17 protein-coding genes are annotated in these 20,982 nt (G+C 71.9%); 6 read left to right on the top strand and 11 right to left on the bottom strand.

Features of this window, described 5'->3' with window-relative positions:
- Positions 1-208: 208 nt before the first annotated feature.
- The 6 genes from whiA to uvrA form a co-directional block, all read right to left on the bottom strand.
- Positions 209-1,189 carry a DNA-binding protein WhiA gene (whiA, locus tag ACIF6L_RS22330; protein WP_329490008.1) on the bottom strand — a complete coding sequence of 327 codons (981 nt, stop codon included), beginning with the start codon at positions 1,187-1,189 and terminating at the stop codon, positions 209-211.
- Positions 1,180-2,298 (bottom strand): uridine diphosphate-N-acetylglucosamine-binding protein YvcK, encoded by a 1,119-nt coding sequence (gene yvcK, locus ACIF6L_RS22325; protein ID WP_396490095.1) that lies wholly within the window; start codon positions 2,296-2,298, stop codon positions 1,180-1,182. Before yvcK ends, whiA begins: the two co-directional genes overlap by 10 nt.
- 77 nt (positions 2,299-2,375) lie before the next feature.
- A complete protein-coding gene (gene rapZ, locus ACIF6L_RS22320) occupies positions 2,376-3,281 on the bottom strand; it encodes an RNase adapter RapZ (RefSeq protein WP_329490007.1) in 906 nt (301 codons plus the stop codon).
- Between the two features lie 124 nt (positions 3,282-3,405).
- Complete coding sequence (uvrC, locus tag ACIF6L_RS22315) at positions 3,406-5,544, bottom strand: excinuclease ABC subunit UvrC (RefSeq protein WP_396489968.1); 2,139 nt, start codon at positions 5,542-5,544, stop codon at positions 3,406-3,408.
- Between the two features lie 51 nt (positions 5,545-5,595).
- Positions 5,596-6,051: a Rieske (2Fe-2S) protein gene (locus ACIF6L_RS22310; RefSeq protein WP_396489966.1), complete on the bottom strand. Its 456-nt coding sequence runs from the start codon at positions 6,049-6,051 to the stop codon at positions 5,596-5,598.
- Between the two features lie 140 nt (positions 6,052-6,191).
- On the bottom strand, positions 6,192-9,095 hold the full coding sequence (gene uvrA / locus ACIF6L_RS22305) for an excinuclease ABC subunit UvrA (RefSeq protein WP_329490004.1): 2,904 nt from the start codon (positions 9,093-9,095) through the stop codon (positions 6,192-6,194).
- Between the two features lie 271 nt (positions 9,096-9,366).
- Between uvrA and ACIF6L_RS22300 the strand changes: the two genes are divergently transcribed.
- Both ACIF6L_RS22300 and ACIF6L_RS22295 read left to right on the top strand, forming a co-directional pair.
- Positions 9,367-10,134, top strand: a complete 768-nt coding sequence (locus ACIF6L_RS22300) for a maleylpyruvate isomerase family mycothiol-dependent enzyme (RefSeq protein ID WP_396489964.1) — start codon at positions 9,367-9,369, stop codon at positions 10,132-10,134.
- A 130-nt stretch (positions 10,135-10,264) separates the two neighbouring features.
- Positions 10,265-10,918 carry an MBL fold metallo-hydrolase gene (locus tag ACIF6L_RS22295; RefSeq protein ID WP_329490002.1) on the top strand — a complete coding sequence of 218 codons (654 nt, stop codon included), beginning with the start codon at positions 10,265-10,267 and terminating at the stop codon, positions 10,916-10,918.
- 87 nt (positions 10,919-11,005) lie between these two features.
- Here ACIF6L_RS22295 and ACIF6L_RS22290 read toward each other — a convergent pair whose 3' ends face one another.
- The 4 genes from ACIF6L_RS22290 to zapE all read right to left on the bottom strand — a co-directional run bounded on the left by ACIF6L_RS22290 (position 11,006) and on the right by zapE (position 16,271).
- Positions 11,006-11,986, bottom strand: coding sequence for a TerC family protein (locus ACIF6L_RS22290; RefSeq protein WP_396489963.1), 981 nt, complete (start codon positions 11,984-11,986; stop codon positions 11,006-11,008).
- 247 nt (positions 11,987-12,233) lie between these two features.
- Complete coding sequence (locus ACIF6L_RS22285) at positions 12,234-12,815, bottom strand: TerD family protein (RefSeq protein WP_329490000.1); 582 nt, start codon at positions 12,813-12,815, stop codon at positions 12,234-12,236.
- Positions 12,816-13,061: 246 nt separating this feature from the next.
- Complete coding sequence (gene uvrB, locus ACIF6L_RS22280; RefSeq protein WP_329489999.1) at positions 13,062-15,152, bottom strand: excinuclease ABC subunit UvrB; 2,091 nt, start codon at positions 15,150-15,152, stop codon at positions 13,062-13,064.
- A gap of 36 nt (positions 15,153-15,188) precedes the next feature.
- The gene (zapE, locus tag ACIF6L_RS22275; RefSeq protein WP_396489961.1) at positions 15,189-16,271 is read right to left on the bottom strand and encodes a cell division protein ZapE; all 1,083 of its coding nucleotides are present in this window, start codon (positions 16,269-16,271) and stop codon (positions 15,189-15,191) included.
- An 87-nt stretch (positions 16,272-16,358) separates the two neighbouring features.
- Here zapE and ACIF6L_RS22270 point away from each other — a divergent pair, with 87 nt between their 5' ends.
- From ACIF6L_RS22270 to msrB, 4 genes are all read left to right on the top strand, one after another.
- Positions 16,359-17,159, top strand: coding sequence for a pyrimidine reductase family protein (locus tag ACIF6L_RS22270; RefSeq protein ID WP_329489998.1), 801 nt, complete (start codon positions 16,359-16,361; stop codon positions 17,157-17,159).
- A 130-nt stretch (positions 17,160-17,289) separates the two neighbouring features.
- Positions 17,290-17,751: an indole-3-glycerol phosphate synthase gene (locus ACIF6L_RS22265; protein ID WP_359804436.1), complete on the top strand. Its 462-nt coding sequence runs from the start codon at positions 17,290-17,292 to the stop codon at positions 17,749-17,751.
- A 133-nt stretch (positions 17,752-17,884) separates the two neighbouring features.
- Positions 17,885-19,321, top strand: a complete 1,437-nt coding sequence (murC, locus tag ACIF6L_RS22260; RefSeq protein WP_329489996.1) for a UDP-N-acetylmuramate--L-alanine ligase — start codon at positions 17,885-17,887, stop codon at positions 19,319-19,321.
- Positions 19,318-19,728: a peptide-methionine (R)-S-oxide reductase MsrB gene (gene msrB / locus ACIF6L_RS22255; RefSeq protein ID WP_359804438.1), complete on the top strand. Its 411-nt coding sequence runs from the start codon at positions 19,318-19,320 to the stop codon at positions 19,726-19,728. Before murC ends, msrB begins: the two co-directional genes overlap by 4 nt.
- 46 nt (positions 19,729-19,774) lie before the next feature.
- On the opposite strand, the gene ACIF6L_RS22250 is transcribed toward msrB, so the two are convergent.
- Positions 19,775-20,965, bottom strand: coding sequence for a cytochrome P450 (locus ACIF6L_RS22250; RefSeq protein ID WP_396490093.1), 1,191 nt, complete (start codon positions 20,963-20,965; stop codon positions 19,775-19,777).
- Between the last annotated feature and the right edge of the window lie 17 nt (positions 20,966-20,982).

The following is a 20,982-nucleotide window of genomic DNA, read 5'->3' as shown; positions in this document are numbered from 1 at the left end:
GGCCTGGGAGGGCACATCAGGCCGGGTCGGACGCCTTGGCGTGGCGTGTCAAGAGGGTGCGAGCAGGGCTTCCGTCCTTGCCGTCGGGGGCAGTTGGTCGCGGCCCGCGCGGACCGGTCCGAAGCCCCCCGGCCGCACCGTCCGGACACGGCACAGCCGGTGCCCGGAATCCGGACACCGGCTGGTCTGTCGTCACTGGCTGTGATCGCTAGTTGAGCGCCATCTCGTCGGTCAGATTGGCCTCGGTGCTCGGCAGGCCGAGCTCGGAGGCGCGCTTGTCGGCCATCGCCAGCAGCCGGCGGATCCGGCCGGCCACCGCGTCCTTGGTCAGCGGCGGGTCGGCCAGGGCGCCCAACTCCTCCAGCGAGGCCTGCTTGTGCTGCATCCGCAGCTGGCCGGCGGCGGCCAGGTGGTCCGGCACCTCCTCGCCGAGGATCTCCAGCGCGCGCTGCACCCGGGCGCCGGCCGCGACCGCGGCCCGGGCCGAGCGGCGCAGGTTGGCGTCGTCGAAGTTGGCCAGGCGGTTGGCGGTGGCCCGGACCTCGCGCCGCATCCGCCGCTCCTCCCACGCCAGCACCGACTCGTGGGCGCCGAGGCGGGTCAGCAGCGCGCCGATGGCGTCGCCGTCCCGGATCACCACCCGGTCGACGCCGCGCACCTCGCGGGCCTTGGCCGGGATGCCGAGCCGGCGGGCCGCGCCGACCAGGGCGAGGGCCGCCTCGGAGCCGGGGCAGGTGATCTCCAGCGAGGAGGAGCGGCCGGGCTCGGTGAGCGAGCCGTGCGCCAGGAAGGCGCCCCGCCAGGCCGCCTCCGCGTCACAGGTCGCCCCGGAGACGACGGCCGGGGGCAGGCCCCGGATCGGCCGGCCGCGGCCGTCCACCAGACCGGTCTGCCGCGCCAGCAGCTCGCCGTCCTTGACCACCCGCACCACGTAGCGGCTGCCGCGCCGCAGACCGCCGGGCGCCATCACCACCAGGTCCGAGGAGTGTCCGAAGATCTCCAGGAGGTCCTTGCGCAGGCGTCGCGCTGCCGCCCCGGTGTCCAGCTCCGCCTCGATCACGATGCGGCCGCTCACGATGTGCAGCCCGCCCGCGAAACGCAGGATCGCCGAGACCTCCGCCTTGCGGCAGCAGGCCCGGGTGACCGGGAGCCGGCTGATTTCGTCCTTCACCGCTGGAGTCATCGCCATGGCCCGATCCTTCCATGTGTCCGGAAAATCCGGTCGTACGCGGCGGCCAAGAGCTCCGGGTCGTGTCGCGGCGTGCCGTCGGTACGGGCGACCCGGCCGAGCACCAGGGCCGCGCCCATCCGCTCCGCGGCCTTCTCCAGGCCGGCCAGGTCCGCCTGGCCGAAGGCGCCGCCGGTGACGGCGCGCTCGTCCACCAGGATCGCATCCACCGCGAGGGCGGGTGCGTGGTCGGCGATGACCTCCAGGTGGCGCTGCGGGGTGAAGCCCTCCGTCTCGCCGGGCTGCGGGGCCAGGTTCAGGGTGAGCAGCCGGCGCGCGCGGGTCTCGGTGAGCGCCTCGGCGAGCTCGGGGACGAGCAGGTGGGGCAGCACGCTGGTGAACCAGGAGCCGGGCCCGAGCACCACCCAGTCCGCCTCCCGGACGGCCGTGACGGCCTCCGGGACGGCCGGCGGCCCGTCCGGCAGCAGCCGGATGGACTGCACGGTGCCGGGCGTCACGGCGACGCTCGCCTGGCCCCGGACGGCGGACAGCTCGCCCGGGCTGGCCGGGTCGTGGCCGCGCACGACCGCCTCGATGTCCAGCGGTACCGCCGACATCGGCAGCACCCGGCCCTGGACGTTCAGCAGCCGGCCCACCCAGTCCAGGGCGGCGACCGGGTCCCCCAGCTTCTCCCAGAGCGCGACGATCAGCAGGTTGCCGACGGCGTGGCCGCCCAGGCCGCCGGAGCCGGTGAAGCGCTGCTGGATCACCTCGGACCAGGTCCGGCCCCAGTCGTCGTCGCCGCAGAGCGCGGCCAGCGCCTTGCGGAGGTCGCCCGGGGGCAGCACCCCGAGCTCCTCGCGCAGCCGGCCGCTGGAGCCGCCGTCGTCGGCGACGGTGACCACGGCGGTGAGGTCGGTGGTGAGCCGGCGGAGGGCGGAGAGCGAGGCCGAGAGCCCCTGACCGCCGCCGAGGGCGGCGATCCGGGGCGCCTGGTTGCCGCGGGGTGCCTGGTTGGTACGGGCCGGGCTGGTGCGGACCTGGCCGGTCCGCGGCCGGTTGGGCGACGCGCCGCGCGACGGGACCCCCGTCCGGTCGGCGGTCTTGTTCTGCGGCTGCCGCCCGGGCACGTATCCCGTCACACCTACCTCGCGTTCCTCTTGCCCGCCGCCGGCCTCCACCGGCGGCCCGGCAGGGGGTGAGGCGGCTACTCCCGTCCCATGTCACGGTGGACCAGCACCGTTTCGACGCCGTCCGCGATCAGACGCTTGGTCAGCCGCTCGGACATCGCGACGCTGCGGTGCTTGCCACCGGTGCAGCCTACGGCAAGGGTCATGTAACGCTTCCCCTCGCGGCGGTACCCCTCGGTGATGATGCGCAGCAGCTCCGCGTAGCCGTTGAGGAACTCGTTGGCACCGGGCTGCTGGAACACGTAGTCGGCGACGTCGGCGTCGGTGCCCGTCCGGGCGCGGAGCTCCGGCACCCAGTGCGGATTCGGCAGGAAGCGGCAGTCCACCACGAGGTCGGCGTCGACCGGCAGGCCGTACTTGAAGCCGAAGGACATCACGGTGGCGCGCAGCTCGGGCTCGTCGTGGTCGGCGAACTGGGCGTCCAGCTTGGCCCGCAGCTGGTGCACGTTGAGGTTGGAGGTGTCGATCACCAGGTCGGCCTCGCCGCGCAGCTCGCGCAGGAGGTCGCGCTCCTGGGCGATGCCGTCCACGATCCGGCCGTCGGCCTGGAGCGGGTGCGGGCGGCGCACGCTCTCGAAGCGCCGGACCAGGGCGTCGTCGGAGGAGTCCAGGAAGACCACGCTCAGCCGGACGCCGCGCTTCTCCAGCTCGTCCAGCGAGGTGAGCAGGTCGTCGAAGAACTGGCGGCCGCGGACGTCGACCACGGCGCCGATCCGGGCGACGTTCCCCTGGGAACGGGCGCCGAGGTCGACCATGGTCGGGATGAGGGCCGGCGGCAGGTTGTCCACCACGAACCAGCCCAGGTCCTCCAGGCACTTGGCCGCCGTCGACCGGCCGGCTCCGGACATCCCGGAGATGATCACCAGCTCCGGCACGTTCTCGCCCGCGGCCAGTGGTCGGGCGGTGCCGCCATCGTCGGACATCGTCACTTCGGTTCCCCGCTCTCGGTGGTTCTGCTGTGGAGAACGCGCGCGGCACGGCCACGCTTCCCCTGCTCACTCGGGCGAGTGAACGCGGGGCGCGCCGGCTGACGGACGGCGTCGGCCGTCATGGCGTCTCCTGGAATGGTGCGGTCTGGGGTGCGGCGTCGGTCCCGGGGCCGGCCGCCGGGCCGGCCGCCGGGCCAGCCGGGACGGCGCCGTCATCGATGATCTCGCCGGTGGCGGTGTTCACGGCGGGTGTCGCGGATGGACGGGACGACAACGCCGCCGCAACAGTCTCCGCCGTCCGGCGTCCGATGCCGGGGACGGCGCAGAGTTCGTCGACGGTGGCCAGCCGGAGCTTCTTCAGCGAGCCGAAGTGCTTGAGCAGCGCCTGGCGGCGAGTCTCGCCGAGGCCGGGGACGGAGTCCAGCTCCCCGGCGGTGAGTCGCTTGGACCGCTTGCTGCGCTGGTAGGTGATGGCGAACCGGTGCGCCTCGTCGCGGACCCGCTGGAGCAGGTAGAGGCCCTCGCTGCTGCGCGGCAGGACCACCGGGTCCTCCTCGCCGGGCAGCCAGACCTCCTCCAGCCGCTTGGCCAGGCCGCAGAGGGCGACGTCGTCGATGCCGAGCTCGTCCAGGGCGCGCTTGGCGGCGGCGACCTGCGGCTGGCCGCCGTCGACGACCAGCAGCTGCGGCGGATAGGCGAAGCGGCGCGGGCGGCCAGTCTCCGGGTCCACCGGGCCGACCACGACCTCCGGGCCGTCGGGGTCGTCGGACCCGCAGGCGGCGCCGTGCGGCCCGGGTGCGCCGGCCTCCGCGGGCGCGCCGGGGTCGTCCGCCTCGGGAACGGCCCACTCCCCGGTCTGCTCGCGCTCCTGGAGGTAACGGCGGAACCGACGGCCGATCACCTCGTGCATCGAGCGGACATCGTCCTGGCCCTCGAAGCCCTTGATCTGGAACCGGCGGTACTCGCTCTTGCGGGCCAGGCCGTCCTCGAAGACCACCATCGAGGCGACCACGTCCTCGCCCTGGAGGTGCGAGATGTCGAAGCACTCGATCCGCAGCGGGACGGAGTCCAGCTCCAGCGCGTCGGCGATCTCCTGGAGGGCGCGGCTGCGGGTGGTGAGGTCGGAGGCGCGCTTGGTCTTGTGCAGCGCCAGCGCCTGCTGGGCGTTGCGCTGCACGGTCGCCATCAGGTCCTTCTTGTCGCCGCGCTGCGGGATCCGCAGGTCGACCTGGCTGCCGCGCAGGCCGGTCAGCCACTCCCGGACCGGTTCGGCGGGCTCCGGCAGCGCGGGCACCAGCACCTCGCGCGGCACGGCGCCGTCGCCGCCGCCGTAGAGCTGCTGCAGGGCGTGCTCGACCAGGGCCGCGGTGTCGACGTCCTCGACCTTGTCGGTGACCCAGCCGCGCTGGCCGCGGACCCGGCCGCCGCGGACGTGGAAGATCTGGACGGACGCCTCCAGCTCGTCCTCGGCGAGGGCGAGCAGGTCGGCGTCGGTGGCGTCGGCGAGGACGATGGCGTTCTTCTCCATCGCGCGCTTCAGCGCCCCGATGTCGTCCCGCAGCCGGCCCGCCTTCTCGTACTCCAGGTCGGCGGCGGCCTCCCGCATCTGCTCTTCCAGCCGGCGCAGGTAGTTGCCGGTGCGGCCGGCCATGAAGTCGCAGAAGTCCTCGGCCAGCTCGCGGTGTTCCTCGGCCGAGACCTTGCCGACGCAGGGCGCGGCGCACTTGCCGATGTAGCCGAGCAGACAGGGCCGGCCGACCTGGCGGGCCCGCTTGAAGACGCCGTTGGAGCAGGTGCGGACGGGGAAGACGCGCAGCAGCAGGTCGACCGTCTCGCGGATCGCCCAGGCGTGCCCGTAGGGGCCGAAGTAGCGCACGCCCTTCCTGTGCGCCCCGCGCATCACCTGGACCCGCGGGTACTCCTCGTTGAGGGTGACCGCGAGCTCCGGATAGCTCTTGTCGTCGCGGTACTTGACGTTGAAGCGGGGATCGAACTCCTTGATCCAGGAGTACTCCAGCTGGAGCGCCTCGACCTCGGTGGCGACGACCGTCCACTCCACCGAGGCGGCCGTGGTGACCATCGTCGCGGTCCGCGGGTGCAGCCCGGCGAGGTCCTGGAAGTAGGACGACAACCGGGGCCGCAGGCTCTTGGCCTTGCCGACGTAGATGACCCGCCCGTGGGCGTCGCGGAACTTGTAGACGCCCGGCGAGGTCGGGATCGCGCCCGGTGCGGGGCGGTAGGTGGACGGGTCAGCCATGGGTCCACCGTACCGAGTCGGGCCGGGGCTGCGGAGGGGAGATCAACTGGTTCAGCTCGGGGTCACCTTGAGGTTGCCGCCCTCGACCGCCACGGAGTAGGCGGGGAGCGGGGTGGGCGCAGGTCCGTCCAGCACCGCGCCGTCGGTGATGGCGAACATGCTGCCGTGACAGGGGCATTGGATCTTCTGGTTCTTGACCTGGTCGACGATGCAGCCGGCGTGGGTGCACGTGGCGCTGAACGCCTTGTACTCACCGGCGTTGGGCTGGGTCACCACGATCTTCTTGTCCCGGTAGACGGTGCCGCCGCCGACCGGCACGGCGGTGGCCGGGCCGACGTCCACCGGGGTCTTGGGCCCGGAGGAGGTGGAGGTGGAGGAGGACGACGAGGAGCAGCCGGCGACCGCCAGCGTGCCGCCTGCGGCGAGGACGGCCGCGGCACCGCAGAGCAGGGTGCGGCGGGAGGTGGCGGGGTTCTCGCCCAGCGGGCTCTCGGGGGCCTCGGACATGTGGTTCGCTCCTGGAGTCGCTGCGGTTCGCCGCGGGTCCCCCCGCGGCGCCGGTCGGCGGTGATTCTATGCGGCCCTTACCCGGCCGCCCCCCGAACGGGGGTCGGCCGGGCCGATGTCGTGCCGCCGACCTCGCGGCGCTACTTCTTCTTGGCGACCGCCCGCTTGCGCGGGGCCTTCACCGGCGCCGGGGCGTCGGTGAACTCGCCCGGGAGGATGTCCCGGAGGAACTTGCCGGTGTGGCTCTCGGAGACCGCCGCGATCTGCTCCGGTGTGCCCTCGGCCACCACCATGCCGCCGCCGGAGCCGCCCTCGGGGCCCATGTCGACGATCCAGTCGGCGGTCTTGATCACATCGAGGTTGTGCTCGATGACGATCACCGTGTTGCCCTTCTCCACCAGACCCGAGAGCACCTTGATCAGCTTGCTGATGTCCTCGAAGTGCAGACCGGTGGTGGGCTCGTCCAGCACGTAGACCGTCCGCCCGGTGGAGCGCTTCTGCAGCTCGGAGGCGAGCTTGACGCGCTGCGCCTCACCGCCGGAGAGGGTCGGCGCGGACTGGCCGAGCCGGACGTAGCCGAGGCCGACGTCGTTGAGCGTCCGCAGGTGCCGGGCGATCGCCGGGACGGCCTCGAAGAAGTCCATCGCCTCCTCGATCGGCATGTCCAGGACCTCGGCGATGGACTTGCCCTTGAAGTGGACCTCCAGCGTCTCCCGGTTGTACCGGGCGCCGTGGCAGACCTCGCACGGCACGTAGACGTCCGGCAGGAAGTTCATCTCGATCTTGATGGTGCCATCGCCGGAGCAGTTCTCGCAGCGGCCGCCCTTGACGTTGAACGAGAACCGGCCGGGCAGGTAGCCGCGGACCTTGGCCTCCTGCGTCTCGGCGAAGAGCCGCCGGACGTGGTCGAACACGCCGGTGTAGGTGGCCGGGTTGGAGCGCGGGGTGCGGCCGATCGGCGACTGGTCGACGTGCACGACCTTGTCCACCTGGTCGGTGCCGGTGATCCGGGTGTGCCGGCCCGGCACGCTGCGGGCGCCGTTCAGCTCCCGGGCGAGGTGGGTGTAGAGGATGTCGTTGACCAGCGTCGACTTACCGGAGCCGGAGACCCCGGTGATCGCGGTGAACGTCCCGAGCGGGAAGCCGACCGTGACGTCCTTGAGGTTGTGCTCGCGGGCGCCGTGGACGGTCAGCTGGCGCTTCTTGTCCCGCTCGCGGCGGGTGGCCGGGATCGGGATGGACCGCTTGCCGGAGAGGTACTGGCCGGTCAGCGACTCCTTGTTGGCGAGCAGCTGCTTGAGCGAGCCGGAGTGCACCACCTTGCCGCCGTGCTCACCGGCGCCCGGGCCGATGTCGACCACCCAGTCGGCCATCTTGATGGTGTCCTCGTCGTGCTCGACGACGATCAGGGTGTTGCCGATGTCCCGCAGCCGGACCAGGGTCTCGATCAGCCGGTGGTTGTCCCGCTGGTGCAGGCCGATCGAGGGCTCGTCCAGCACGTAGAGCACGCCGACCAGGCCGGAGCCGATCTGGGTGGCGAGCCGGATCCGCTGGGCCTCGCCGCCGGACAGGGTGCCGGCCGCGCGGTTCAGCGAGAGGTAGTCCAGGCCGACGTCGACCAGGAACCGCAGCCGCTCGTTGACCTCCTTCAGGACGCGCTCGGCGATCTGCTTGTCCCGCGCGTTGAGCTTCATCGCGCCGAGGAAGTCCGAGCAGTCGCTGATCGACATCGCCGAGACGTCCGCGATGGACCGGCCCTCGACGGTGACGGCCAGCACGACCGGCTTGAGTCGGGTGCCCCGGCAGGTCGGGCAGGGCACCTCGCGCATGTAGCCCTCGAAGCGCTCGCGGCTGCTGTCGCTCTCCGCCTCGGTGTGCCGGCGCTGGATGAACGGCACCGCGCCCTCGAAGCCCGTGGTGTAGGAGCGGTCCCGGCCGTAGCGGTTGCGGTAGCGCACCTCGACCTGGTGCTTGTGCCCGTACAGCAGCGCCTTCCTGGCGCGGGCCGGCAGCCCGGCCCAGGGGAGGTCCGTCCGGAAGCCCAGCTCGCCGGCGAGGGCGTCGATCAGGCGCTGGAAGTACTCCTTGGTGTGGCCGCCGGACCAGGGGTGGATGGCCCCCTCGTCCAGCGACTTCTCCTCGTCGGGGACGACCAGCTCCGGGTCGACCTCCATCCGGTTGCCCAGGCCGGAGCAGTCCGGGCAGGCGCCGAACGGCGAGTTGAAGGAGAACGAGCGCGGCTCCAGCTCCTCGAACGACACGTCGTCGTACGGGCAGTAGAGGTGCTCGGAGTACATCCGCTCGCGCTCCGGGTCGCCCTCCGGGAGGTCGACGAAGTCGAGCACGACCATGCCGCCGCCGAGCCGCAGGGCCGTCTCCACCGAGTCGGTCAGCCGGCGCTTGGCGCTGCTCTTCACGGTGAGGCGGTCGATGACCACCTCGATGGTGTGCTTCTCCTGCTTCTTGAGCTTGGGCGGCTCGGCGAGCTGGACCGTCTCGCCGTCCACCCGGGCCCGGGCGTAGCCCTTGGACTGGAGGTCGGCGAAGAGGTCGACGAACTCGCCCTTGCGCTCGCGCACCACCGGGCTGAGCACCTGGAACCGGGTGCCCTCGGTGAGCTCCAGCACCTTGTCCACGATCGCCTGCGGGGACTGCTTGGCGATCGGGCGGCCGCAGTGCGGGCAGTGCGGCTTGCCGATCCGCGCGAACAGCAGGCGCAGGTAGTCGTAGACCTCGGTGATGGTGCCGACGGTCGAGCGAGGGTTCCGGTTGGTGGACTTCTGGTCGATCGAGACGGCCGGGGAGAGGCCTTCGATGAAGTCGACGTCGGGCTTGTCCATCTGCCCGAGGAACTGACGGGCGTAGGAGGACAACGACTCGACGTATCGGCGCTGGCCCTCGGCGAAGATCGTGTCGAAGGCGAGCGAGGACTTGCCGGAGCCGGAGAGGCCCGTGAAGACGATGAGGGAGTCGCGGGGCAGGTCGAGCGAGACGTTCTTGAGGTTGTGCTCGCGAGCACCGCGGACGATGAGGCGGTCGGCCACTGCTTCTGGCGCCTTTCTCCGGGGCGAGATGGCTTTGCGTGAGAGATGTACTTCTTCCAGGATGCGCCTGCCAGCCTATAGCTCAGGCGTTCGATTCTCGACCTTGTCCAGCTGAGTCCACCCGATCGAGTGAGAGACCTGCTCGACGTTGACCGGGCCTGTTCGAGAAAAGCCCTGCTCAGCCGTGACATCGGAGATAGCGTCACCCTCGTCAACGAGCGAGTGCCCGTGCGGGCAACGCTGCCGACCACTCCGACGGAGGCCGCCACCGATGACCGACCCCCAGACCGCCGCCGACCTCGCCGACGAGCGGCTCCGGCTGGTCGCCACCAGCACCGGGCACCTGCTGCACACCGTGGCCGGACTGAAGCCCGAGGCCCTCGCGGAGCCCTCCGCCCTGCCGGGCTGGACCAGGGGCCACGTCCTGGCCCACCTGGCCCGCAACGCGGACTCGCTGGTCAATCTGCTCGACGGCGCCCGGACCGCCACCGACATCCCGCAGTACCCCAGCGACGAGGCCCGCGACCAGGGCATCGAGGACGGCGCCGACCGCCCGCTCGACGTCCAGCTCGACGACCTGCGCGACTCCGACGAGCGGTTCGCCGCGGCCGCCGCGGCGCTGGCGCCCGGGGCCTGGACGGCCTCGGTGCGCCACCGCACCGGCTACGTCTTCCCGGCCGCCGACATCCCGTGGAAGCGGCTGATGGAGGTCGAGTACCACCACGTCGACCTGGCCGCCGGCTACTCCCCCGCGCACTGGCCGGAGCTCTTCGCGGTGGCCGAGTTCCGGCGCCTGTCCGACCGGCTGGCGGGCGCCGAGGGCCTGCCCGCGGTCGAGCTGGTCGCCGACGACACCGAGGACCGGGCCGTGATCGGCACCGCCGGCGAGGGGCCCGGACTGACCGCCGAGGGCCCGGTGCGGGCGCTCGCCGCCTGGCTCTCCGGCCGCTCCGACGGCGACGGCCTGCAGGTCCACCGCGGCGGCGACCAGCTCGCCGACGGCCGCGCCGCGCTGCCCGCGCTCCCGCCGCTGGGCTGACGCGGGGCGGGCACCCGCACCGGGCCGGGCCCCGGCGCGGGAAGATCCACAAGACGCGGCCCGGCCGCGCGACGATGCTGGCAGCAGGGGCGATGCCGACGGCGGCCCCGGAACGACGAGGAGCGGACGGATGACGTACCACGGAGCGGTCAAGGTCGGCGGGCCGCCGGACGTGCGCGAGCTGGCCCACCTGATCATCACCAAGGCGGCCGTCGGCCCGTACGACAACAACGCCTACCTGCTGCGCTGCCGGGCCACCGACGAGCAGCTGCTGATCGACGCCGCCGCCGACGCGCCGGTGCTGCTGGAGACGGTCGGTGACGAGCTGACCACCGTGGTCACCACGCACCGCCACCACGACCACTGGGGCGCGCTCGCCGAGGTGGTCGCGGCGACCGGCGCCCGCACCGCCGCCGGGCGGTACGACGCCGAGGGCATCGACGTCCCGACCGAGCTGCTGCTGGAGGACGGCGAGCCGCTGCGGTTCGGGCAGATCGAGCTGACCGTCCGGCACCTGGTCGGGCACACCCCCGGGGCCATCGTGCTGGTCTACGACGACCCCCAGGGCCACCCGCACGTCTTCACCGGCGACTGCCTCTTCCCCGGCGGCGTCGGGAACACCTGGGACGACAGGGCCGCCTTCGAGAGCCTCTACCGGGACGTCAACGAGAAGATCTTCGACGTGCTGCCGGACGAGACCTGGGTGTACCCCGGCCACGGCAAGGACACCACCCTCGGCGCCGAGCGCCCGCACCTCCAGGAGTGGCGCGAGCGCGGCTGGTAGCCCCGGTACGACGAACGGCGGGCCCGCGACCACTGCTCGGTCGCGGGCCCGCCGCCCTGGACCCCGGGGGTCCCGGGGATCAGGGGATCAGGCGTCGATCTTCTCCGGGGCCTCGTCGGCCCGCTCCTGCTTCTTCGCGGCGATCAGGCTGGTCACCGTGGTGACGGCCAGCACCACCACGATGAAGCCCAGCGAGAACGGAATGCCGATCTCGGGGACGTGCACACCCTGCTCGTGCAGCGCGTGCAGCACCAGCTTCACGCCGATGAAGCCGAGGATCACCGACAGGCCGTAGGAGAGGTGGACCAGCTTCTTCAGCAGCCCGCCGATCAGGAAGTACAGCTGGCGCAGCCCCATCAGGGCGAAGGCGTTCGCGGTGAAGACGATGTACGGGTCCTGGGTCAGGCCGAAGATCGCCGGGATCGAGTCCAGCGCGAACAGGACGTCCGTGGTGCCGATCGCGAGCATCACGATCAGCATCGGCGTCATCAGCCGACGGCCGTTCTCCCGGATGAAGAGCGAGGTGCCGTGGTACTTGTCGGTCGACGGGAAGCGCTGCTCGATCGACTTGAGCAGCCGGTTCTCCTCGAACTCCTCGTCCTCCTCGTCGGCCCGGGCCTCCTTGATCAGCTTCCAGGCCGTCCAGACCAGGAAGCCGCCGAAGATGAAGAACACCCAGGAGAACTGCGCCACCAGGGCCGCGCCGCCGGCGATGAAGACCGCCCGCAGCACCAGGGCGATGATCACACCGAACATCAGCACGCGCTGCTGGTAGATCTTCGGCACCGCGAACTTGCCCATGATCAGGATGAACACGAACAGGTTGTCGACGCTGAGCGACTTCTCGGTGATGTACCCGGCGAAGAACTCACCGGCCGGCTTGGAGCCGGAGTGCCACCAGAGGAACCCGCCGAAGACGGCGGCCAGCACGATCCAGACCGTGGTCCAGACACCGGCTTCCTTGACCGACACCTCGTGCGGCTTGCGGCCGCCGATGAAGAAGTCGGCCACGATCAGGGCCAACAGCACACCGATCGTGCCGATCCACAAACTTACGGAAACGTCCACTACTGCTCCTCCGGCAGGTAGGCGAGACAGTCATCGTCACTGCCGGAGGTCTCTTCCGCCCGCCGGGCGCATGTGCGGCGCCCGCGGACCAGCGCCCCGGGACGCCGCCAGGTGGGCGCCCGTGATGACGGGACAACTGCGAGGGAATACTCCCCTCCGCTCCCACGAGGCTAACAGAAGAACCAAGAGAAGGTAAAGAAGGTAAAGAACGACCCGGGGCGCCTGCCGCCGGCCGGGGCCCCGCCCGCTAGAGGAAGGGCTCGATGGCCGGCAGCAGGTCCTGGAAGGTCCGGCCCCGGGCCGGCGCGCCGATCGCCTGCATCCCCCAGCCACCGGACGGCTCGCGGAACACCTTCGCCATGATCTGCCCGGTGTGCGGGCCGCCGCCGGCCAGCTCGTAGCGGGCCAGCTCCAGCCCGGTCGAGTCGTCCACCAGCCGGCAGTACGCGTTCTGCACCTCGGCGAAGGTCTGCCCGGTGTACGAGCTGACCGTGAACACCACCTGGGTGATGTGCACCGGTACGTGGGCCAGGTCGACCAGGATCGACTCGTCGTCCTCGCCCGCCCCGGTGCCGCCGACCAGGTTGTCCCCGGTGTGCCGGACGGAGCCGTCGTTGCTCTCCAGGTGCTGGAAGAAGACCACGTCGGACGGGGTCTGCTCGGCGTACAGCAGCGCCGAGGCGTCCAGGTCGATCTGTCGCGTCCGGCTGCCGAAGAGGCCGCGCTTGGGCGCCGCCTTCCAGCCCAGCCCCATCCGGACGACCGTCAGCGACTCGCCCGAACCCTTCTGCAGGCTGACCTGCTGCCCCTTGGCAAGGTTCACCGACACGGCCTTGTCCTCTCTGCCCAGCCGGGCGGTCGGTATCCGCGCCGGCTTCACGGTGGAACACCCCCTTGCCGTCCCCCGGCTGAGGCCCCCTGATGCGACCGCCCGTCCCGGGCGGCACCGCAGGCCAGCCTAGGGCCTGCGGTCGGCCGCGTCCGTCAGCGTCTACCCGTTTGTGGCAAGGCTGAGACACCGCCGGGCTTGACCGGTACCGGATCCGGCCAAGCCCGGCGCGGGCCGCGACCGGCGCTACGCGATACCCGCCTCGCGCATCTGGCGGAGCTCCTTCTTCAGCTCCTTGACCTCGTCGCGCAGCCGGGCCGCGACCTCGAACTGGAGGTCCGTCGCGGCCGCGTGCATCCGCTCGGTCATCGACTGGATCAGCTCGGCCAGCTCGGCCGCCGGCAGGCTCTTGGCGGGCTTGCGGTCCGCGCCCAGCGCCGGCACCGGGGCCTTGCCCTTGCCCCCCGCCCGGTAGCCGGAGGAGAGCAGCTCGTCGGTGTCGACCTCCTCGCGGGCGAGGGTGTCCAGGATGTCGCCGATCTTCTTGCGGAGCGGCTGCGGGTCGATCCCGTGCTTCTTGTTGTAGGCCTGCTGCACGGCCCGGCGGCGGTTGGTCTCGTCGATCGCCTTCGCCATCGAGGGGGTGATCCGGTCCGCGTACATGTGGACCTGGCCGGAGACGTTGCGGGCCGCGCGGCCGATGGTCTGGATCAGCGAGGTGCCGGAGCGCAGGAAGCCCTCCTTGTCCGCGTCCAGGATCGCCACCAGGGAGACCTCGGGCAGGTCGAGGCCCTCACGGAGCAGGTTGATGCCGACCAGCACGTCGTACCGGCCGGCCCGCAGCTCGCGCAGCAGCTCGACCCGGCGCAGCGTGTCGACGTCGCTGTGCAGGTACCGGACCCGGATGTCCAGACCGAGCATGTAGTCGGTGAGGTCCTCGGCCATCTTCTTGGTGAGGGTGGTGACCAGGACGCGCTCGTCCCGCTCCACCCGCGTCCGCACCTCGTGCACCAGGTCGTCGATCTGGCCCTCGGTCGGCTTGACGATCACCTCGGGGTCGATCAGGCCGGTCGGGCGGATGATCTGCTCGACCTGGCCGTCGCCGCGGGACAGCTCGTACGCGCCGGGGGTGGCCGAGAGGTAGACGGTCTGGTCGGTCCGCTCCAGGAACTCCTCCCACTTGAGCGGGCGGTTGTCCATCGCGGAGGGCAGCCGGAAGCCGTGCTCGACCAGGGTGCGCTTGCGGGAGGCGTCGCCCTCGTACATCGCGCCGATCTGCGGGACGGTGACGTGCGACTCGTCGATGACCAGGAGGAAGTCCTCCGGGAAGTAGTCGAGCAGGGTGTTCGGCGGGGAGCCGGGCGCGCGGCCGTCGAAGTGCATCGAGTAGTTCTCGACGCCCGAGCAGGTGCCGATCTGGCGGAGCATCTCGATGTCGTAGGTGGTGCGCATCCGCAGCCGCTGGGCCTCCAGCAGCTTGCCCTGCTTCTCCATCCGGGCCAGCGTCTCGGCCAGCTCCTTCTCGATGTCGTTGACCGCCCGCTCCATCCGCTCCGGTCCGGCCACGTAGTGCGAGGCGGGGAAGACGTGGACGGAGTCGTCCTGGCTGATGATCTCGCCGGTCAGCGGGTGCAGGGTGTACAGCGACTCGATCTCGTCGCCGAACATCTCGATCCGCAGGGCGAGCTCCTCGTAGACCGGGAAGATCTCGATGGTGTCGCCGCGGACCCGGAAGGTGCCGCGGGTGAAGGCGAGGTCGTTGCGGGTGTACTGGATGTCGACGAAGCGGCGCAGCAGCACGTCGCGGTCGATCTCCTCGCCCACCTTGAGCCGGACCATCCGGTCGACGTACTCCTGCGGGGTGCCGAGGCCGTAGATGCAGGAGACGGACGCGACGACGACCACGTCCCGGCGGGTGAGCAGCGAGTTGGTCGCGGAGTGGCGCAGCCGCTCGACCTCCTCGTTGATCGAGGAGTCCTTCTCGATGTAGGTGTCCGTCTGCGGGACGTACGCCTCAGGCTGGTAGTAGTCGTAGTACGAGACGAAGTACTCGACCGCGTTGTTCGGCAGGAGTTCCCGGAACTCGTTGGCCAGCTGGGCGGCCAGGGTCTTGTTCGGCGCCATCACCAGGGTGGGGCGCTGCAGCTTCTCGATCATCCAGGCCGTGGTGGCCGACTTGCCGGTGCCGGTGGCGCCGAGCAGGACGACGTCCTTCTCCCCCGCGCGGATCCGGCGCTCCAGCTCGGCGATCGCCGCCGGCTGGTCGCCATTGGGCTGGAAGGGGCTGACGACCTCGAAGGGCGTCTCTGAGCGCTCAATACTCGTGATGGGTCGCACGTGTCCACCGTACGACCCACCACTGACAACCGGTGCCTACTTGGCGCTGTCCCGGGCCAGCGCGACCAGCCGGGAGACCGCCCGGAGGTACTTCTTGCGGTAGCCGCCGCGCAGCATCTCCTCGGGGAAGACCTGGTCGAAGGGGATCCCGGAGGCGGTGATCGGCAGCTCGCGGTCGTACATCCGGTCGGCGAGGACGACCAGGCGCAGCGCGGTCGACTGGTCGTCGACCTGCCGCACGCCACGCAGGCAGACCGCCTGCACGTCGTCCAGCAGCGCGCCGTAGCGGCTCGGGTGGACGGCGGAGAGGTGGTCGAGCAGCCCGGAGAACTCGTCCAGCGAGGCGCCCGGGGTGCGGGCGGCGACGGCGGCGACGGTCTCGTCGTCGTACGGCGGCGGGGCGGCCGGCAGGCCGCGGTGGCGGTAGTCCTGGCCGTCGATCCGCATCGGGCGGAAGTGCGCGGAGAGGCCCTGGATCTCGCGCAGGAAGTCGGCGGCGGCGAACCGGCCCTCGCCGAGCTTCTCCGGCAGGGTGTTCGAGGTGGCGCAGAGCTTGACGCCGTTGTCGACCAGGCGGCCGAGCAGGGTGGAGACCAGCACCGTGTCGCCCGGGTCGTCCAGCTCGAACTCGTCGATGCAGAGCAGGCGGTGGTCGGAGAGGGTCCGGACGGCCTGCTGGAAGCCGAGCGCGCCGACCAGGTTGGTCAGCTCGACGAAGGTGCCGAACGCCTTGGGGCCGGGGGCGGCGTGCCAGAGCGAGGCCAGCAGGTGGGTCTTGCCGACGCCGTAGCCGCCGTCCAGGTAGACGCCGGCCGGGCCGGTGGGCACGGGGGCCGTACGGCGGAACCAGCTGCGCTTGGGGGCGCCGCCGTCTCCGGCGTTGAGCGTGCCGGCGAACTGCTCCAGGACCTGGACCGCCTCGTACTGGCTGGGCTGGTTCGGGTCCGGGAGGTACGTTCCGAAGCTGACGAGGGAGAAGCGCGGTGGCGGGACCATCTCGGCCACCAGGCGCTCGGCGGGGACGACGGGGCGCCGGTCGGTGAGCGCGAGGGGAGCGGTGGCCACGTCTGCGGTCGCTATCGGCTCGGTCGGCGCGTCGGGGAGTGGGGCTGCGGGCACGGTACTAGAGGGTACGCCTGCCGGCGCACCGCTCGGGCCGAGGGCCGCCGGTGGATCGCCGGGCCCCGGGCGACGAGACTGGACGGCATGCAACAGTTGATCAGTCCGCTGTCCCGGCCGTTCGCCGATCCCGCGTCGCTGGAGTCGCTCGCCGCCGTCTACGCGTACCCCGAGCAGGTGAATCACGGCCGGCCGTGGCTGCGGGCCAACATGGTGGCCGGCCTGGACGGCGGGGCGAAGCTGGCGGGCCTGTCCGAGGGGCTCTCGGGGGACGCCGACAAACGGATCTTCGGAGTGCTGCGGGCGCTGTCGGACGTGGTGCTGGTGGGCGCCGAGACGGTCCGCGCCGAGGGGTACCGGCCGGGCCGGGCCCGGGCCGACTTCGCCGCGGCGCGGGCGGCGGCCGGGCAGGCCCCGGCCCCGGTGATCGCGATCGTCAGCCGCTCGCTGGGGCTGGACCTCGCGGCGCCGCTGTTCACCGAGCCGCTGGTGCGGACGGTGGTGATCACCACCGAGGACGCGCCGGCGCGCAGCCGCCGGGCGGTGGCCGAGGTGGCCGACGTGGTGGTGGCCGGGAAGGGCTCGGTGGACCTGCCCGCCGCGGTCGCGGCCCTGGCCGAGCGGGGGTGGACGAGGCTGCTGAGCGAGGGCGGTCCGCGGCTGCTGGGGCAGCTGGCCGCCGCGGACCTGCTGGACGAGCTGTGCCTGTCGGTGGCACCGCTGATCACGGCCGGCGACGCGCCGCGCATCATCCACGATGCGGAAATGCCTGACGTGCAGCGGATGCGACTGGTCTCATTGATCGAGCAGAAAGGATTCCTCTTCACCCGCTACCTGCGTCTTCACCCGCAAGCCGCGTCACCGGCCCCCGTGACCGCCGGACAGTGATCCCGCTCTCCTTCGGGAGCTCCACCCGCGTGGCCCGCAGGGTCGCGGGGCAGCATGCGGAAAGCTTCCCGCCGGGCAGTATTGGGATGCGATGCCGGGGCCCGGGGGCCGGTCACTGGAAGGGACTCACGTGTTCAAGACGGTACTGATGATCGAAAAGGCGCTCTCCGACGCCGATGTGGAGCTCGTCACCACGCTCCACAGCGACGAGAAGGTGTCCTTCGTCGTCCTGATGCAGCCGCGCGGCAAACAGGACGAGCTGCTGAGGGCGCTGGACGACGTCGCCCTCGGCCACCTCGACAAGGTGGTGCGCGAGCACGACGAGTCCGAGCACGAGCCGACGGTGGCCGGCGAATCGCTCGCCCACAGCCTGCGCCACCTGCGCCAGGCCGGCGCGGAGGCGATCGGCGAGCTGGTCGAGGAGAAGCCGCTGGAGCGGCTGCGCGCGGTGGTCGAGGAGCACCGGGCCGACGAGGTCGTGGTGCTCACCTCGCCGCACTTCGTGGAGGAGTTCTTCCACCGCGACTGGGCCTCCCAGGCCCGGCACAAGGTGGGTGTCCCCGTCCTGCGACTGTTCGCCAGCGACTCCTGACCCGACCCGCCGGTGGTGCAGAATCGTCCTTGCGGCCCGTCCGCGAGGACGATTCGCCCGTTGGTCCGCCGACCGACGTACCCGCTGTACCCGCTCTGCCCCTTGTCTGCCCCCGCCCGTACGGAGCCTTGCCTTGAACGACGCCGCGCACGACCTGCACGCCCCGCACTTCATCGGTATCGGCGGCGCCGGGATGTCCGGCCTGGCGAAGATCCTCGCGGTGCGCGGCGCCAGCGTCTCCGGCAGCGACTCCAAGGAGTCCGAGACCGTCCTGGCGCTGCGCGCGCTCGGCGCCGTCGTGCACATCGGCCACGCCGCCGAGCACGTGCCGGACGGTGTCAGCAGCGTGGTCGTGTCCAGCGCCATCCGCGCGGACAACCCGGAGCTGGCCACCGCCCGCGAGCGGGGCGTCCCGGTGGTCCACCGCTCCGACGCGCTGGCCGCGCTGATGGGCGGCCGCCGGGCGCTGGCCGTGGCCGGCACCCACGGCAAGACCACCACCACCAGCATGCTCGCCGTCGCCCTCGGCGAGCTGGGCCTCGACCCCTCGTACGCGATCGGCGGCGACCTCGACGCGCCCGGCTCCAACGCCCACCACGGCACCGGCGAGATCTTCGTCGCGGAGGCCGACGAGAGCGACCGCAGCTTCCACAAGTACGCGCCCGAGGTGGCGATCGTGCTCAACGTCGAGCTCGACCACCACGCGAACTACGCCTCGATCGAGGAGATCTACGAGTCCTTCGAGACCTTCGTCGGCCGGATCGCCCCCGGCGGCACCCTGGTGGTCTCCGCCGACCACGACGGCGCCCGCGAGCTGACCTCCCGGGTGGCCGGCCGCGAGGGCCTGAACGTCGTCACCGTCGGCGCGGCCGAGGACGCCGACGTCCGCGTGCTGTCGGTGGTCGCGCACGGCATGACCAGCGAGGTCACCGTCCGGCTGGACGGCGCCGAGCTGACCTTCACCGTCTCGGTGCCCGGCCGGCACTACGCCCACAACGCGGTCGCGGCGCTGGCCGCCGGCGTCGCCCTGGGCGTGCCGGCCGCCGACCTCGCCAAGGCGCTCGGCGCCTACACCGGCGTGCGGCGGCGGCTCCAGCTCAAGGGCGAGGCGGCCGGCGTCCAGGTGATCGACTCCTATGCCCACCACCCCACCGAGATGACCGCCGACCTGGAGGCGATCCGGGAGGGCCTGGACGGCGCCGGGCGGGTGCTCGTGGTCTTCCAGCCGCACCTGTTCAGCCGCACCCAGCAGCTCGCCGAGGAGATGGGCCGGGCGCTCGCCCTGGCCGACGCCTCGGTGGTGCTGGACATCTACCCCGCCCGCGAGGACCCGATCCCCGGCGTCACCAGCGAGCTGATCATCGACGCGGCGAAGCGGGCCGGCGCCGAGGTCACCGCCGAGCACGCGTTCGACGCCGCCCCCGCCCTGCTGGCGGGCCTGACCCGCCCGGGCGACCTGCTGCTCACCATGGGCGCCGGTGACGTCACCAACCTCGGGCCGGAAATCCTCCGGCACCTCGCGAGCGTTGGCACCGACGTCCGAGACCTGCCGACCGGGAGTCTGCGATGAGCTACGAGATCGAGAAGAGCGACGCCGAGTGGCGCGCCGAGCTGAGCCCCGACGAGTACCACGTGCTCCGCGAAGCCGGCACCGAGCGCCCGTTCACGGGTGAGTACACCGACACCAAGACCGTCGGGGTCTACAGCTGCCGCGCCTGCGGGTCGGAGCTGTTCAGCTCGGAGACCAAGTTCGACAGCCACTGCGGCTGGCCGTCCTACTACGCCCCGCTCGCCGGGGACCGGGTGCAGTACATCGAGGACACCACGCTCGGCATGCGCCGGGTGGAGGTCCGCTGCGCGCGCTGCGGCGGGCACCTGGGCCACGTCTTCGAGGGCGAGGGCTACGGCACGCCGACCGACCAGCGCTACTGCATCAACAGCATCTCGCTGACGCTGCGCCCGGCCGACGGCAGCTGAGCACGGCACGCGGGCCCGGGAGCCGGTTCGGCGCCCGGGCCCGCGGCTATCCGCCGACCGGCTGGAAGCGCACCGGGAGGTGGAGCAGGGCGCGGTGGAACGGGCCCGGACGCCAGAGGAGGTCCTCGGCGCCGGTGCTCAGTTCGAGGTCGCTCAGCCGGCTGGTGAGCTGCTCGATCGCGGTGATCGCGATCAGCAGCGCCGGGTCCCGGGCCGGACAGGCGTGCGGGCCGGCCGCCCAGGCCAGGTGGGCGGACTCGCCGCTGCGCAGCTCGGTGCCGTCGGTGGGCGGCGCGGCCTGCGAGTTGGCGGCCCCGTAGGAGACCAGCACCAGCGAGCCGGCGGGGATCTCCCGGCCGTGGAAGGTGATGTCGTAGCGCGGGTAGTGGGCGGAGAGGTTGGCCAGCGGCGGGTCGTGCCAGAGCACCTCGTCGATCGCCTGGTAGGCCGTCATGGCGCCGCCGAACAGCGATCCCGCGTACCGGGCGTCGGTGAGCAGCCGCATCAGCGCGTTGCCGATCAGATTGGTGGTCGGCTGGTTCCCGGCGATCATGGTGAGGGTGATCTGCCGGACCACCTCGTCGTTGTCCAGCCCGGCCGGGTGGGTGAGGAACCACGAGGTGAGGTCGTGCCGGGGGCGCTCGCGCCGCTCGGCGACCATGCCGGTGACCACGGAGACGAGGTCGCCGTAGGCGGCGACGGCCTTCTCGGTGGACTCCATCATGCCGGCGATGCCGGCCACCAGCCGGGCGCTGTGCTCCTCGGGGACGCCGAACCAGGTGTTGAACACGGCCACCGGCAGCTGCCGGGCGTACTCGTCGATCAGATCGGCCGAACCGGTGGCCACGAAGGCGTCGATCAGCCGGTGCGCGACCTCGGCGACCCGGCGCTGCAGCCGGTGCGGTTCGAGCAGGGCCAGGCCGTCGGTGATCACCTGGCGGTAGCGGGCGTGCACCTCGCCGTCGCTGAAGAAGGCGGTGGGGCGGTAGCCGAGCACCGGCAGGAGCGGGGAGGTCGGCGGGACGGTCTGCTGCCAGGCCCGGGAGTCCTTGGAGAAGGTGTCGGTGTCGCGCAGCAGGTCCAGCGCGGCCTGGTAGTCGGTGACCAGCAGGGCCTCCACGCCGGGCGAGATCTCCACCGGGGCGACGGCGCCGTAGCGGCGCAGCCGCTCGTAGACGAGTTGCGGGTCGGCGGCGAAGGCCGGGCCGTAGATCGGCACCGGCCGGGTGCCGGGCACGCTGCCGGAGCCGGCGG

Source organism: Kitasatospora sp. NPDC086009 (genome assembly GCF_044540385.1).
Taxonomy (GTDB): domain Bacteria; phylum Actinomycetota; class Actinomycetes; order Streptomycetales; family Streptomycetaceae; genus Kitasatospora.
This window is presented reverse-complemented; position numbering and strand designations above follow the sequence as displayed.

Bases quoted from the DNA above. Each gene is read 5' to 3' on its own strand.
- msrB (WP_359804438.1), top strand. From the start codon at position 19,318: ATGAGCTACGAGATCGAGAAGAGCGACGCCGAGTGGCGCGCCGAGCTG.
- ACIF6L_RS22310 (WP_396489966.1), bottom strand. From the start codon at position 6,051: ATGTCCGAGGCCCCCGAGAGCCCGCTGGGCGAGAACCCCGCCACCTCC.
- whiA (WP_329490008.1), bottom strand. From the start codon at position 1,189: ATGGCGATGACTCCAGCGGTGAAGGACGAAATCAGCCGGCTCCCGGTC.
- rapZ (WP_329490007.1), bottom strand. From the start codon at position 3,281: ATGTCCGACGATGGCGGCACCGCCCGACCACTGGCCGCGGGCGAGAAC.
- uvrC (WP_396489968.1), bottom strand. From the start codon at position 5,544: ATGGCTGACCCGTCCACCTACCGCCCCGCACCGGGCGCGATCCCGACC.
- ACIF6L_RS22295 (WP_329490002.1), top strand. From the start codon at position 10,265: ATGACGTACCACGGAGCGGTCAAGGTCGGCGGGCCGCCGGACGTGCGC.
- ACIF6L_RS22300 (WP_396489964.1), top strand. From the start codon at position 9,367: ATGACCGACCCCCAGACCGCCGCCGACCTCGCCGACGAGCGGCTCCGG.
- ACIF6L_RS22270 (WP_329489998.1), top strand. From the start codon at position 16,359: ATGCAACAGTTGATCAGTCCGCTGTCCCGGCCGTTCGCCGATCCCGCG.